The organism is Nostoc sp. (assembly GCF_036918015.1).
Lineage (GTDB): Bacteria > Cyanobacteriota > Cyanobacteriia > Cyanobacteriales > Nostocaceae > Nostoc.
This window is the reverse complement of record NZ_JBALEO010000091.1, coordinates 71,042-84,959: the sequence shown is the minus strand read 5'-3', so window position 1 is coordinate 84,959 and position 13,918 is coordinate 71,042. Positions and strand designations below refer to the sequence as shown.

General features: G+C 43.3%; 13 protein-coding genes. 2 read left to right on the top strand and 11 right to left on the bottom strand.

Annotated elements, in window-relative coordinates:
• Positions 1-151: 151 nt before the first annotated feature.
• From V7K61_RS28115 to V7K61_RS28105, 3 genes are all read right to left on the bottom strand, one after another.
• Positions 152-532, bottom strand: a complete 381-nt coding sequence (locus V7K61_RS28115) for a type II toxin-antitoxin system VapC family toxin (protein ID WP_335058588.1) — start codon at positions 530-532, stop codon at positions 152-154.
• A complete protein-coding gene (locus tag V7K61_RS28110; protein ID WP_335058586.1) occupies positions 519-755 on the bottom strand; it encodes a type II toxin-antitoxin system Phd/YefM family antitoxin in 237 nt (78 codons plus the stop codon). Before V7K61_RS28110 ends, V7K61_RS28115 begins: the two co-directional genes overlap by 14 nt.
• A gap of 461 nt (positions 756-1,216) precedes the next feature.
• The gene (locus V7K61_RS28105; protein ID WP_335058819.1) at positions 1,217-1,264 is read right to left on the bottom strand and encodes a hypothetical protein; all 48 of its coding nucleotides are present in this window, start codon (positions 1,262-1,264) and stop codon (positions 1,217-1,219) included.
• Here V7K61_RS28105 and V7K61_RS28100 point away from each other — a divergent pair.
• Positions 1,242-1,460, top strand: coding sequence for a hypothetical protein (locus V7K61_RS28100; protein ID WP_335058584.1), 219 nt, complete (start codon positions 1,242-1,244; stop codon positions 1,458-1,460). The two genes, V7K61_RS28105 and V7K61_RS28100, sit on opposite strands and share 23 nt — an antisense overlap.
• 128 nt (positions 1,461-1,588) lie before the next feature.
• Positions 1,589-3,898, top strand: coding sequence for an FAD/NAD(P)-binding protein (locus tag V7K61_RS28095; protein WP_335058582.1), 2,310 nt, complete (start codon positions 1,589-1,591; stop codon positions 3,896-3,898).
• A gap of 13 nt (positions 3,899-3,911) precedes the next feature.
• Here V7K61_RS28095 and V7K61_RS28090 read toward each other — a convergent pair whose 3' ends face one another.
• The 8 genes from V7K61_RS28090 to V7K61_RS28055 form a co-directional block, all read right to left on the bottom strand.
• Positions 3,912-4,601 carry an SDR family NAD(P)-dependent oxidoreductase gene (locus V7K61_RS28090; protein WP_335058580.1) on the bottom strand — a complete coding sequence of 230 codons (690 nt, stop codon included), beginning with the start codon at positions 4,599-4,601 and terminating at the stop codon, positions 3,912-3,914.
• 59 nt (positions 4,602-4,660) lie between these two features.
• On the bottom strand, positions 4,661-5,539 hold the full coding sequence (locus tag V7K61_RS28085; RefSeq protein WP_335058578.1) for a class I SAM-dependent methyltransferase: 879 nt from the start codon (positions 5,537-5,539) through the stop codon (positions 4,661-4,663).
• Positions 5,540-5,877: 338 nt separating this feature from the next.
• A complete protein-coding gene (locus V7K61_RS28080) occupies positions 5,878-6,750 on the bottom strand; it encodes a bile acid:sodium symporter family protein (protein ID WP_335058576.1) in 873 nt (290 codons plus the stop codon).
• A gap of 192 nt (positions 6,751-6,942) precedes the next feature.
• Positions 6,943-9,324, bottom strand: a complete 2,382-nt coding sequence (locus V7K61_RS28075) for a sulfatase-like hydrolase/transferase (protein ID WP_335058574.1) — start codon at positions 9,322-9,324, stop codon at positions 6,943-6,945.
• Between the two features lie 143 nt (positions 9,325-9,467).
• Complete coding sequence (locus V7K61_RS28070) at positions 9,468-10,364, bottom strand: formylglycine-generating enzyme family protein (protein ID WP_335058572.1); 897 nt, start codon at positions 10,362-10,364, stop codon at positions 9,468-9,470.
• Positions 10,365-10,737: 373 nt separating this feature from the next.
• Positions 10,738-10,926 carry a hypothetical protein gene (locus V7K61_RS28065; RefSeq protein ID WP_335058570.1) on the bottom strand — a complete coding sequence of 63 codons (189 nt, stop codon included), beginning with the start codon at positions 10,924-10,926 and terminating at the stop codon, positions 10,738-10,740.
• Positions 10,926-11,963, bottom strand: coding sequence for a hypothetical protein (locus tag V7K61_RS28060; protein ID WP_335058568.1), 1,038 nt, complete (start codon positions 11,961-11,963; stop codon positions 10,926-10,928). Before V7K61_RS28060 ends, V7K61_RS28065 begins: the two co-directional genes overlap by 1 nt.
• A gap of 85 nt (positions 11,964-12,048) precedes the next feature.
• On the bottom strand, positions 12,049-13,899 hold the full coding sequence (locus tag V7K61_RS28055; protein ID WP_335058566.1) for a vanadium-dependent haloperoxidase: 1,851 nt from the start codon (positions 13,897-13,899) through the stop codon (positions 12,049-12,051).
• Positions 13,900-13,918: the final 19 nt, after the last annotated feature.

Below are 13,918 nucleotides of genomic sequence, written 5' to 3'. Positions count from 1 at the left end.
TTGCTCTTAGTACCAATGCCATCGCAGAGGGTGCGTAAGCGCAGCCCGCCGCAGGCATCGCCATTTTGTCACCGCGCATCATAATAACTTGTTTATGAATTATGCGAGCGCTGTTGTGCATTGCATTATGCTGTTGTGATTAATATAAATTTTAATCACGCCATTTTGCATACAGATAGTTATTCAGAATATTTTCATCTTTGCTCAGTAATATATTATTATTTAACAGAGCATTAGCTGTAATAATCCGATCAAAAGGATCGCGAGTCCAAGTAATAGTTAAGCTAGTACTGATAATATCATTAAAGTTTTGGTTACATATCTTTAAACCAATTTGCTGCGAGAGATTAGAAATAATCACATCCGGTTCATCCTTAAGACGTTTTATTTCATATAAATACTGTAACTCCAATCTCACAATTGGCGAAATGTAAACGTCATTATCATTAATTAAAGTTTTAGCAATATCAGTTAATTTATCTGTCAAGCCAGCATAGAGCCATGCTACTATACGAGTGTCAAGATAAATCAATATTAATCTCCTGTTCCCAACTGATATTAACTAAATCATCTGGATTTCCTTGAATAGCATCAGATTTAAATGTCAAATTTTGAAGCTTATCTTGTTTTTCTAAAGGAACAATTTTTAATAACTTGCCATTTTTGTTAATTTCTAGTGGAATACCTGTTTCTAGTACCTCATCTAGTAAACGCTCAATATTATTACTTAATTCCGTTAGTGTAACCTTTTTCATTGCCTTTGTTAAAGTTTTACATTCACATTGTTTATGAGCTTAGATATCATAGCAAAAATTCTTCCCTTACCCTAAAGATTGTTATGAAATATAGCAACAATGCCTCAAATTCTCTAGTTCTGTGGATGCGTGCGATCGTCTCCGACGGGGCGTAGCCCATCGCCATCTTTTCACCGCGCATTATCAAAACCTGTGCGATCGCTCCTCAGTCAAAGCCAAAATGTAATGGCTACCGTCCGCACTTCTCTACGTTTGCGCAGCGTGTCGCAGACAGACGCTCCGCGTAGCTTGCTTCCCGCAGGGAAGGGAACATTTTAATTGCTCTTAGTACCAATGCCATCGCAGAGGGTGCGATCGCTTACATTGGGATTTGATTGTAAATAAGCATTTAGCCAATCGCAACTGTAGTTCATTAGCTTGTTGAGGCTACTAGAAATTATTAAATTCTTAAGGTGATTTGGCTATATATTCCAGAGTTTCACGGTTTTGTCATCACTAGCAAAAGCGATGGTTTTCCCATCGGGGGTGAATGCTACACTATTAGACCTCTTGCAAAAATTACTTTTACAAGGTGTTGGGGAAAGGTTACTGGGTTTGGGAAAATTCCATACCTTTACCCCTTATCCTTTTGCCACTTCTGCAAGAAGTCTACTGTGTAACCCAAAACAACGGTTAATTTATCAATTAGATGTATTTAATAGCTGAAAGCAGGTATTATAAGAATCTATAAGCAAATCAAATCTTAATTCTTTCATCTGGGTTGGAAAAGCATTGAGTGCCAGTCAAGAGACTTGATGAAATCAGTATAACTATTGATTCTAACTAAAACCGCCATGACCCCTAGTTTTTTAACTGCCCATACTCCAACCACGATCGCTATTGTTGGCGGAGGTTTTAGTGGTTCTCTAGTCGCTACCCACCTATTGAAAAATGCCACCCAACCCCTCACCATTAAGCTGATTGAGCGCAGCGATCAAATTGGCAAGGGGATTGCCTACAGCACAGATACCAACTGTCATTTGCTGAATGTATCGGCAGGCAACATGAGTGCATTTGCCTACGAGCCAGGGCATTTGTTACGTTGGCTTCAGCAGAACCGCAATGAGTTGACAGCATTTTTTTCAGAAGAAGTCAATGCCAGTACCTTCATACCTCGTAAGGTCTATGGTTTATACATTCAAGCGATTTTAGCAGAAGCAGAAGCCACAGCACCTAGTGATGTGCGACTAGAACGTTTCACCGATGAAGTTGTAGGAGTACAGCCTGAAGAAAAAGGCGCAATGATTTCTTTGCGTAGTGGTCGCTGTTTTGCCGCAGACAGAGTTGTGTTGGCATTGGGGAACTCACCCTCTGCACCCCCCACCATACAAAACGCCAACAGTAATGATGATTATCTGCGGAATGCTTGGTCAGCCGATGCCCTAGCAGACCTTGATGCTGATGCGCCTGTGTTGCTAATTGGTACGGGACTGACGATGGTGGATATGGTTTTATCTCTGAGCGATCGCCAACATCGCGGTAAAATTTATGCTGTGTCCCGACGAGGATTATTTCCCCTCAAACATCAAGCGGCTCAACCTTATCCCTGCTTCTTAACGCCAGAAAATTCACCAAAAAGTGTACGCACTTGGTTACATCAACTGCGTGCCGAGGTGGAAATTGCTGCTGCCCAAGGCTACGACTGGCGCGCAGTAATTGATTCTCTGCGCCCCATAAATCAGAAAATCTGGCAAAAACTACCAACTGAAGAACAGCAACGTTTTTTGCGTCATCTAACACCCTATTGGGATGTGCATCGTCACCGCATTGCCCCAAGGGTAGCAGATGTTGTCACTGAAATGCTGGATTCTGGTCAACTTACCATCTCTGCCGGGCGGATTCGAGAATATCAAGCTTTGCCGGACGGTGTAGCTGTAACCGTATGCCAGCGCAAAACCCAAGCTAATCATATCTTGCACGTCCACCGGGTGGTGAATTGTACAGGGGTAGCAGCAGATTATCGGCGATCGCCTCATCCTCTGATTACTGATTTGCGATCGCAGCATTTAATTCGCCCCAATGCCATCGGTTTAGGATTAGATACAGATACCCACGGTGCTTTATATGCAGCAGACGGTAACGTTTCGACGCTGTTTTATACCTTGGGAACTCCGCGCAAAGGCGACTTGTGGGAAACTATCGCTGTACCAGAATTGCGGGGACAAGCGCAGGAATTATCTAAGGCGTTGTTGCAGTCGCTACCAGTGCGTGTACGGACTATTCCGACGATGCCTTTGTTAAACGAGCGCAGTGCAGAGATACCGCAGTCAACTTTCCTATTCCGGCAATTTTTTGACCCTGCAACTAGTAGTTACACTTATTTAATTGCCGATAAGCAAACAGGAGATGCTGTTCTAGTCGATCCTGTATTAGAGCAAGTTGACCGCGATTTGGAATCTTTGGATGAACTGGGATTAAAGCTACGCTACTGTCTAGAAACTCACCTCCATGCCGATCACATTACAGGGGCAGGAAAACTCAGGCAACAAACAGGCGCTCAGGTAATCGTTCCCCAGAATACTGCTGTGACAAAAGCCGATCGCTCCCTTGTCGGTGGCGAAATCCTAGAGGTAGGATCGGTAATCATCGAAACAATTTTCACACCAGGACACAGCGCCAGTCATATAGCATATTTGGTAAACAAAACCCATTTGTTAACTGGTGATGCCTTGTTTATTCGTGGTTGTGGACGCACAGATTTTCAGGGAGGCGATCCTGGAACTTTATACGATGTGGTGACACAACGCTTATTCACCTTGCCAGATGATACTTGGGTATATCCTGCCCATGATTATAAAGGACGTACTGTTTCCACCATTGGCGAAGAAAAACGGCTTAATCCTAGATTTAGCGTTCGCGGAGCGACTCGGAACGAGTATCGCAGTCGTAGTCAATTCATTACCATCATGAATAATCTCAATTTGAGTTATCCCCAAAAGATGAATGCAACAGTACCTGCGAATCAATACTGTGGTGATTTTATTCCTCAAGAAAGCTTAGACCAGGCTACAAGTTCGGCAATAGATGAAGAACAGAAACAAATAGAACTCACAGTCATGACTAATACAGAAATCTACAATGATTACTTTGCTATGTATATCTAGAGCAGAGTGAAAATCAAAATTTTTCTACCCAAGGTCGCAATTCAACTTCCCATGTCCAAGCATTGCGAGGTTGGCGGAGAATACTCAGGTAAGTTTGAGCGATCGCATCTGGATCGAGAAAACTATCTGGTCGATCGTCTGGTTCTATTCGGGTAGCAGAACGAATTCCTCCATCAATCACAAAATGCGCCACATGGATATTCTGAGGAGCCAATTCACGAGCAATGCTTTGAGCCAAACCGCGTAAAGCAAATTTACCCATTGCAAACGGTGCAGACTGAGGATAACCCTTAACACTGGCGGAAGCACCTGTAAAAAAGATCGCTCCTCCACCCACAGCTAACTGACGTTTTGCCGCCGCTTGTGCTACTAAAAAGCCACCATAGGCAGTAATTTCTAGTGTTTTGGCAACATCGGCTGGGTCAAGTTCCACAAATGAACCCCGAACCCGCCAGCTAGGATTATACACAACTAATGTTGGTACTCCTAGTTTTTGCTCGACATCTGTAAATAGTTGTTCAACTTCATCTAGTTGAGAAGCATCAGCAGTAAAACTGACGGCTCCGATTTCATCAGATAATGCTTTGAGCTTATCAATTTGTCGCGCCGCTAAAGCAATAGTAAAGCCTTCTTTTGCCAATAAACGGGCTAGTGAGGCACTGAGTCCACTACCAGCCCCAACAATCAATGCAATATTTGTCATACCCTCAATTTCTCCCTTATGATTTGAACCATAATTTGACCAAACGGTTACGAAATACTTCAAAAGCAGTTAGTTAAAACAAAAGTAGAGCCAATAGCCAACATTGATTTAACAACCTCTGGCTCAATCCCTAAAGGCTTTAAACAAGTAATTTGATTCATCACTTCGAGCATACTATATTCTTTAATATCAAACCCTTGTTCATCAGCGAACTGTTTCACATGGCCGATGTTTTCAAAGTGATAATTATTAATAGCTCGACCTGAGACATTACTTGCAGTTTGATTGAGTCTTTGCAACCCAGGACTAATTTGCCGTAGTTGATTCAAGCCATCAAAAGTGGTTAGGTCAGGTGTAATCCATACACCGCCGTAAACTCGCAGTATCTCACGAACATTAGCAAACACTTTTTGCTTTTCTGCTAAGGTTAGGTATGTTAACAATCCTTCGCATAAAACAACTACAGGTTGATTTTGATGTAAATAATTTACGTTCAAAGGAAACTGACTAGGTTGATTAGTAGCATCAATTGCTTCAAAATACAAATTCTGCCGTTCTCCAATCAATCGTTTTACGAGTTGCTGCTTCTGACTAATCATTGCAGGTAAATCACTTTCAACAAAAGTGATATTTTGATTTTGAGACATTGCCATACCACGAGGCAATAATCCAGATGCTAACTCGATAATTTGGGTAGTTTCAAATTGCAAGTGTTGAGATATTACTTGATTAACAGCTTTGTAACGAGCTTCAACAAGAACAGACACTTCACTCGGCTGACTTAATTTTTTTTGTTGCAGTTGTTCCATGAAGCTTTCGGCATTAACTAATTGAGCTAATTCCTTGCCATAAGGGATATCAGTAAACTGCCTAGTATAAGCTACCATCAAAGCTGTTGGACTAATTGCATCAAATGAGCTTGCTTGTGATTGAATCATCTGCTACCTCACATATAAGAATTCGATTTGATTACTGAAAAAATCTAAGTATATGTAGTGGTCTGGCAAGCAAAAAAATTGTACATTAGACTTTTATTGGGTTGCGCTCTGCTCCACCCAACAGATATCAGGATGTTGGGTGGAGCAAAGCCTCCACCCAACCTACAATTTTTTTGCAACATTTTAGCCTTGACACGCCACTACAGTATCTAATTTTGTTCAAAAATCAAATAGTAATCCTATATAGTTTTTTATTTCATCTAATTGTGTATCTAATACATAATACGATAAAACTATTGACTTAGCGTATTTGCCAATCACAGTTCTTAGGGAGGGTTTCAAACTTCTACCTGTTCTATCTCTACACCCGTTCCTTGGTCTAGTTCTATGAACTTTGGCCCGGCGATCAGAACTACAATCATCATTAAAATACTCGTCACCATGATGATGCTGACGACGCTGGGATCTTCAAAATTACTTGTAGCTACTAATAATGCGGCGGCAAAATTACGTTGAGCTGTTCCTACTCCTAGCACTCGTTGAGTATCAATACCAGGGCCGCCCAAAAGATAACCTACGGTAAAGGAGAAGACTATGAAAACAGCACAAACTAAAATTGCACCTGTTTGTAATAAGCCAATGATATCGCCAGTGTGAACTATCAGCCTGACTACCAGACCTAAAAGCAATCCAGCATTAGATAATTTGAACAAAATCGGCTGGATAATGGGGGCGATCGCACTCAATTTTGCTTTGATAAATAACCCAATAATCAATGGGCTAACCATCATTAATAATAAGGGTTTGGCAATGTCCCAGGAGTTAATTTGCACACCTTCCACCACTAAGGGCAGTACAATCGGCATATAAAAAATTGTGCCCAGCATTAGCAACATCATTAATCCCACCGAGAAAGCTATATTGCCTTTGACTATGTGGGCAAGTTTAGGTAGTGCTGGAGGCCCTGATGCTACTGCCATGATCAGTAAGCCATCTCTGAGTGGTTCGCTTAAATGTACTACTTGCAATAGTAAATATACAAAAAGCGGCACTAGCACAAAATTTGTCAGCAGCGATGAGATAACTAAGCGGGGGCTGCGAAGTGGTTCCCAAATTTGTTGTACGGTGAGACTTAACCCTGCACCCAGCATGGTGAACACAATAAATGTGAAAAGTGCGAGTTTATCGATTAGTGACAAGATTTCGTTCATGATTTTTTTCACGCAGAGGGCGGAGGGGCAGGGGAGCAGGGGAGCAGAGGGGCAGGGGAGCAGGGGAGCAGGGGAGCGGGGAGATGAGGGGACAAGGAGATAAACAAAACTCTTAACTCTTAACTCTTAATTCCTAACTCCTAACTCCTAACTCAGCACTCAGCACTCAGCACTCCTAACGCCCAATTCCTATTACTTCAATTCCAGGGTGACTTGCTGTAAGTTGCCGGTGAATGCAAAGGGTGTTTGGTAAGTATCTACCACAGGTGTGCCAGTATCTTGACCAACATCAAAGGTTTCATCTAAACCAAATCGGTAGCCTACGGTTTTATCAATGCGGCCTTCGGCAACCTGTTGATCGTTGATCAAGAGCTTACCAGTACCACCTGCTCCCGGAGCGCCGCCATCATAAGTAAAGTCAAATTTGATTTGGGATTTGCCGATCGCAATTGGTTGAGAAGATTGAATGATTGTGCGATCGCTATTTAATAAGTTGTAAGCAAAGGTGGGTTTACCTTCTTGCAAGAAGAAACTCCAACCCGCAAAACGTCCGCCTTGGGTAACTAAAACGCCTTCAGTACCATCTTTGGCAGCATCCACATCGGCAGTGATGCTAAAGGAGCGATTCTTAATATTGGGAGCGCTACCTTCGGGAATCCCTGCAACAGATGTGTAATAAGTAAAGCTATTGCGTCCTGTGATTAGGTTGGAACGGATTTTGACATCAAACCGTTGAAGTAAGCGATCGTCCAAGGGCAGAACTTTGTATTTCTTTGCTTCCTCCAAAAATAAATCTTGTAGTTGCGCTAACTTGTCAGGGTTCTGCTTGGCTAAATCGTTGGCTTCACTGAAGTCTTTGGTAATATCGTATAGTTCCCAATTATCTTCATCGAAGGTAGTTTTGGAGACACGCTCCCAAGGTAAGCGTCCATGACGGGCAGCTGCTACCCAACCTCGATCGTAAATGCCCCGATTGCCAAACATCTCAAAATACTGGGTTTTGTGATGGGATGGTACAGCAGGATTATCAAAGCTGTAAACAAGGCTAGTACCTTCGATGGGTTGTTGTTTTACACCATTGACAACCTCTGGTTCTTCAATCCCCACAGCTTCCAGAATTGTAGGGGCAATATCAATTACATGATGGAATTGGCTTCGCAGTCCACCACGATTTTTGATGCGATCGCCCCAAGCTACAACTAAACCATTGCGGGTTCCGCCGAAGTGAGAAGCAATTTGTTTTGTCCATTGGAAGGGGCTATCCACTGCCCAAGCCCAAGCTGCATGAAAATGATTGAAGGTTTTTGGCCCACCTAAATCATCTAAGGCCGCGAGAACTTCTTGAGGATTTTCTGCTACGCCATTAAAAACTTTTAGTTCATTGATACTACCTGTTAAGCCGCCTTCAGCACTCGCACCATTATCGCCAGCGATGAAAAAGACTAAGGTGTTATCTAATTTGCCTAGTTGGTCTATGGCATCAATGACTCTACCAATTTGGGCATCGGTATGGCTGAGGAAACCTGCAAATACTTCCGCCTGACGCGCATAAACTTTCTGCTCTGTGGGAGTAAGGGAATCCCAAGCCGGGAGTTCTGCCGGGCGAGGAGTCAGCTTAGTATCGGCGGGAATTACACCCAAGGCTAACTGACGAGCAAAGATGTCTTCGCGTAATTTATCCCAACCTCGATCGAATTTACCCTTATACTTGTCGATCCATTCCTTGGGCGCATGGTGTGGGGCATGGGTTGCGCCAGTAGCAAAGTAGGTAAAGAAGGGTTTATCAGGAGCGATCGCTTGTTGGGTACGAATCCACTTAATCGCATGGTCTGCTAGATCGGGGGTAAGGTGATAATCAGGGCGATTTGGTTTCTGAATATGTTGGGTATTTTCCACCAAAGCTGGACTCCATTGATTGGTATCACCGCCCAGAAATCCATAGAAGTACTCAAAACCTAAACCTGTTGGCCAGCGATCGAATGGGCCGGCTGCACTGGTTTCATAGTCTGGGGTATTGTGCCATTTGCCAAAGGCCGCCGTATTATATCCATAATTTCGCAATACTTCAGCGATCGTTGCCGCACTTCTAGGTAAAATCGCTGTATAACCTGGATAGCCTGTGGCTAACTCCTCAACCACACCTGTATTCACAGAATGGTGATTGCGTCCCGTAAGCAATGCGGCTCTGGTAGGAGAGCAGAGTGCTGTAGTGTGGAATTGGTTATAACGCAATCCCCTTGCTGCTAAACGGTCTAAATTAGGCGTATCAATCGAACCGCCAAAGGTACTGGTTTGTCCAAAACCGACATCATCAAGCAATACCAGCAAAACGTTTGGTGCATTTTCTGGAGCCTTTATTGGTTTGGGGAAGTCTGGTTCGGATTCTTTGTAAGTCAGACCAATTTTGCCTTTAAAAGATGGTTGGGGTAATGGTAATTTCTCACCATAGTCTGCCCAAGCAGGTAGAGGTAACAGAGTAGAAAATATTAGCGTCAGGGCTGTCAAAAAGGCGATCGCACCAGAAGTTAACTTGAGAGATGCATACAAAGAATCTCTTTTGTGAGGATCAGTCATACAATTTTGGATTTTAGATTTTGGATTTTGGATTTTTTTCACAGATAAATGTGGGGGTGCAAAAACGCCGATTATTCAGACGCTCTCTACGAGACGCTAAAAGCGAACGCAGACTCGCTAACGCTGCGCTATCCGCCAGTCGTTCAGAATTCAGAATTCATTCTGAATTCTGACTCCTGAATTCTGTTCGGTAAATTTTTAACTAACCGAAACCCGATATGAGTAGTTCCCGTATCAGGTGATTCTGATTCCCGCGCCGCCGGACGGAAGCGGCTACAGTAGTTGGGAGCGCAGAGATACGATCCCCCCTTGATGACGTGTAACGCTGACTCATCAGGCTTATTGGGATCAAAGCTTTGATTTAAGGCAATAGGATTAATTTGATGGGATTTGCGATCGCGTCTTACTTGAAAGAAATCAGTAGTCCATTCCCAAACATTGCCGGTCATGTCATAGAGTCCATAACCATTGGGTGCAAAAGAACCGACGGGAGCAATACCCAAGTGACCATCGGCTTTGGTGTTGAAAAAGGGAAAAATTCCTTGCCAAGTGTTGGCTCTATGTTCAGAATATTGATTGCCCCAAGTGTATGTTGCACCATCCAAGCCACCACGGGCGGCGTATTCCCATTGGGCTTCGGTGGGTAAGGATTTTCCTGACCATTTGGCGTAGGCTAGGGCATCTTCGTAAGCTATGTGAACAACTGGGTAGTTGGATTTGCTAGTGATAGCACTGTCTGGGCCAAAGGGATGTTGCCAATTCGCACCAGTAGTCCAATGCCACCAACTCAAAAAGGAAACTTCCTTGACTCCTGGTTTTACCATCTCAAACACCAAAGAACCCGGTAATCGCTGCTCATTGGGTAAATCGGGAAACTGTTCTTGAGATAAGGGACGCTCTGCAACTGTTACATATCCTGTGGCTTTGACAAATTCACCAAATTGTGCATTTGTTACCTCATATTTATCAATACAGAAGTTAGTCACCGTTACATCTCCAGGCGATCGCTCTTCCACAAAACTGGAATTATCAGACCCCATTTTGAACGTTCCTCCTGAAATCATCGCCATACCCTGGGGACAGGGATTGACTGTGGCTGCCAATGCGGTTGTATTGATGAATAAGAGTGCGATCGCTATTCCCTGAATGAATATTAGTGTGAGAAAGCAATATTTTTTTCCGTACCTAATATTCTCACTTTTGCTATTTCTAATTGAATACCTGTAGTTCATTAATAAAGATTTAACTTTTCTTAAAACTTATATTATTTTGGATTTTAGATAAACGGTTAATTTACAATAAAGATATTTATTTTAAGTATAATCCTAAAAGCCGATTGACTTGACGATGTTTTTCTAATATTGATAAATTACATCTTGTGAAAACATAAGTCAAGCACTATTCAGAAAACAATCAATAGGCATCAAGACTGATAACTGTAGATTTTTTCAAGACCTTGTAGCGATCGCTCTTTGGAGAAAAACCTTTTGGTTTACTGAAAATGCTTTTACCAACGTTGCCTATTGCTTGAGCGACTTCTGAGGCTGCCTGTGTGGCGGCAGCAGGAACTAGCACTGACAGCACCACATCAGATTCAATCATCAGTTGTTTGAATTAACTTGAGAAGAAGTTATTTTTTCTCCTTCATAAGCTAGGGCTTGGTCGCCTGCTTGGGCAAATGCTTGGGCGAGTTCAAGCAGTTTTTGTCGTTCTTGGTCGTTAACGATACCAGTCGGAGGCGGCATTCGTTTTTCTTTAATTTGGCGCACCGTTTCGTGTCGTAAGGAGAGCGCTTGATTTGGATAACTCAGCAATAATAAAGGATTCTGCTTCGCTGCGTTATCTGGACTATGGCAAACAATACAAGCGTGTTGACGTAGACTAACCTCAAATGCACGATAAGCAGCATCAACTTTAGCAACGTGTGGGTTCGATGGAGAAAACAAACGGGTATATAGTGTTACATAAGGTTGCTTTTTGCTATGAGCATCATTCCAAACCCAGTTACCATCCCATACATGATTTACTACTGGTCTTTGTGAGTCAACCACAGCTGAACGTAGCGCCCCTTTGAGCTTTTTCTGTTCTAGAAACAGAAGTAATTCAGTACTTTGCTGGTAAGAATTCCACTTTTTCGATGAGTGCCAAAAAGGATAAGGATAAGCACCAATATCAAGCTGATTGCGGAACTGAATGGGAAGGTGAATCACAATTAAATTGTTTACCTGTTCAACTTTTGGTTCACCTTTGAACATAAAAGTGGCTAGATATATACGACGCCAAACTAGCGGATCAAATTCAGTTGTTTGATTATCTTTGAGATTGTAATTACCGACTTTGCTTTGAGCGCCCCACAAGAAGGGTGCATTCATAGTTTCGCGGAGAGTTCTTAGCTTAGTGAGTTTGTCAGCGCATGAGTTGAAGGCAGCTAAATTTTTAGTATCAGAGACAACGGGACAAGCAGCAATAATTTCTTTACCTAATTTCTTAGCTAGTTCTATGTCCGGCGATGCTTCTTTTGCTAATACTATATTTTTGGGATTGAGTGCTTGTGTTGTAGATATCAAGAACGCGATCGCTACTGCTATGCTCAATAACATAGATCGCGACCGAGAGTAAAATCTCCGAAGATCAGACATTGTAAAACTCTGAAACTAAATAGGATTTAAGTAAATATAGAGACGCGAAATATCGTGTCTCTATATTTTCTAAACAGTTAAAGCTTTAAATTGTGATTTTTGTACCATCAAACTTGGTGAAGGTGAAACCTGCAAATTTTTCGCGGAACGTGAGCTTTTCATCTCTGAGAATGCTGATGGCGATCGCTTCGCCAAGAGCCAACGACGCTGCTGCATCTGTGCGCCAGTGAATCCCAGCGCTATCACGACCCAAGCCAATATTTGCCGCCAGTTTGTTCAATTCGCCGCCCACGGTCAGCAGTGGGCCTTGATAGGGAATTAACTTGGTGGGATCTTTGGGATTGGGTACCACCGGATTCGGAATCACATAACTCTCATCAAATAGTGCTTTCAAAATCGTGACACTGGCACCTGCGGACACCGAAGCACCCCCTGGATAAGAAGAGTGGAATGGTGCCCCTTCAGGAAAAGCTTGCGGTAGCAGATAGGATTTGTTTTTGCTGAAGAAGCGGTCTAGTACTTCTGAGTTAAAAACATCGGGGTGAATCGGATAGTTTGTTTTATTCACCTTGTTGTTGTGAACCAACCCACCATAAGCCTCTGCTCGCAGACGACGGTGAACATAATACTTCTGCCAATAAGCCGCTCTGATTGCATGTGGAGCAACCCAAGCGATGAGAGATTGTGAATACCCTGGACCAAATGTCGCAGTACCACCCGCTTGGGTCTTCGAGTTGTTATAAGGATTACCGGGATTGTAAGGTGAGCCAACGCCACCAGCTAGGAGGTTATCAATGGCTGGCTTGGCGAGTAGAATTAGAGCAGCATTTGCATAGACGGGTGGTGGCGTGTGGGCAATCTCTGACTGGTCGCGCCCGTTGATAAAGTAGCGAGGGGTTGAGTCAAACTTAATCGTTCGACCAGAATCGCCACCATTTTGCACCAGCCACCACTCGTTATAGTTGGTTTGAAAACTGTTTTCGGGAATAGCTAGGGGAACACGGTTAAGCTGAACATAACTCTGTGTTCCTGCGGGCACAGGACGCAGTAAAAACTGGGAGACATAAGGCCCCACATCTACCCCTGGTAATGTGTAGTAAGTCGTTCCACCAGAGCCATTAACGTAAATCGCGGTGCCTCGAAATAGGAGTTCGGGTGTAACTCGTCCGTTCTGTTTAGGCCCTTTGAATGCTGACAACCGATTCAGATCCTGAACTGCTGCCAGAATCAGCGGGTTAGTTGTATTATTGCGGAACTCGCTAAAGGGTACATCCTGCAACAGTTGTTGCCAAGCAATTTCGAGGAATTCAGCCGCCTGCTCTGCACTATCGAGGGTAGGTGGCACTGGAATTGTCAATTGGGTCGGATTCAGCCCACTCAAGCTAACCGCTAATGGACCGAGCGGTTGTACCAGCTTCCGTTTGCCACCCAGGATGATCTTTTCATACTCATTGGGATCATCGGAGTTCAACGCATTAATAAAAGATTGATAAGCCTTCAGATCCACTTCGCCCAGCTTGTTATGGGGTAATCCTCGTGTATCCGTCGCAATTTTGTTAGCATACTTCGCCTCATCTCCATTGGTGGGATGAGGAGGAATAGGAATTTCCGAATTAACCTTGGCTGCTCTTGTACGTACTTGAAAAGCTCTATTACGAAAGTTGCTATAGTTAAACGTTGCAGGAGTAAACGTTGCAGGAGGTCTTTGGGCCTGGACAACATTTCCTCCTTTCTTCAAGGAAAGGGATGAGCTGAAAACCCCTGCCACAACACTAGCTGCACTAAACAAACCGGCGCGACCGAGAAATGAGCGTCTGCTGACATGACTACCAAAAAAACGTTTGCTAGCTACACGGGGTTGTTTCAGTTTATCTATTTCGCTATTAACCTGAGTATCTTGCTCGGAACCTTGATGAGAATTTGGATCTAATTGCATGAGATGTTCTCCACTAGAA

What these genes read in the sequence shown, in the direction of transcription:
- V7K61_RS28085 (WP_335058578.1), bottom strand. Translation starts at nt 5,539, where the DNA reads ATGATTCAATCACAAGCAAGCTCATTTGATGCAATTAGTCCAACAGCT.
- V7K61_RS28055 (WP_335058566.1), bottom strand. Translation starts at nt 13,899, where the DNA reads ATGCAATTAGATCCAAATTCTCATCAAGGTTCCGAGCAAGATACTCAG.
- V7K61_RS28065 (WP_335058570.1), bottom strand. Translation starts at nt 10,926, where the DNA reads ATGATTGAATCTGATGTGGTGCTGTCAGTGCTAGTTCCTGCTGCCGCC.
- V7K61_RS28075 (WP_335058574.1), bottom strand. Translation starts at nt 9,324, where the DNA reads ATGACTGATCCTCACAAAAGAGATTCTTTGTATGCATCTCTCAAGTTA.
- V7K61_RS28090 (WP_335058580.1), bottom strand. Translation starts at nt 4,601, where the DNA reads ATGACAAATATTGCATTGATTGTTGGGGCTGGTAGTGGACTCAGTGCC.
- V7K61_RS28060 (WP_335058568.1), bottom strand. Translation starts at nt 11,963, where the DNA reads ATGTCTGATCTTCGGAGATTTTACTCTCGGTCGCGATCTATGTTATTG.
- V7K61_RS28070 (WP_335058572.1), bottom strand. Translation starts at nt 10,364, where the DNA reads ATGGGGTCTGATAATTCCAGTTTTGTGGAAGAGCGATCGCCTGGAGAT.
- V7K61_RS28095 (WP_335058582.1), top strand. Translation starts at nt 1,589, where the DNA reads ATGACCCCTAGTTTTTTAACTGCCCATACTCCAACCACGATCGCTATT.
- V7K61_RS28080 (WP_335058576.1), bottom strand. Translation starts at nt 6,750, where the DNA reads ATGAACGAAATCTTGTCACTAATCGATAAACTCGCACTTTTCACATTT.
- V7K61_RS28110 (WP_335058586.1), bottom strand. Translation starts at nt 755, where the DNA reads ATGAAAAAGGTTACACTAACGGAATTAAGTAATAATATTGAGCGTTTA.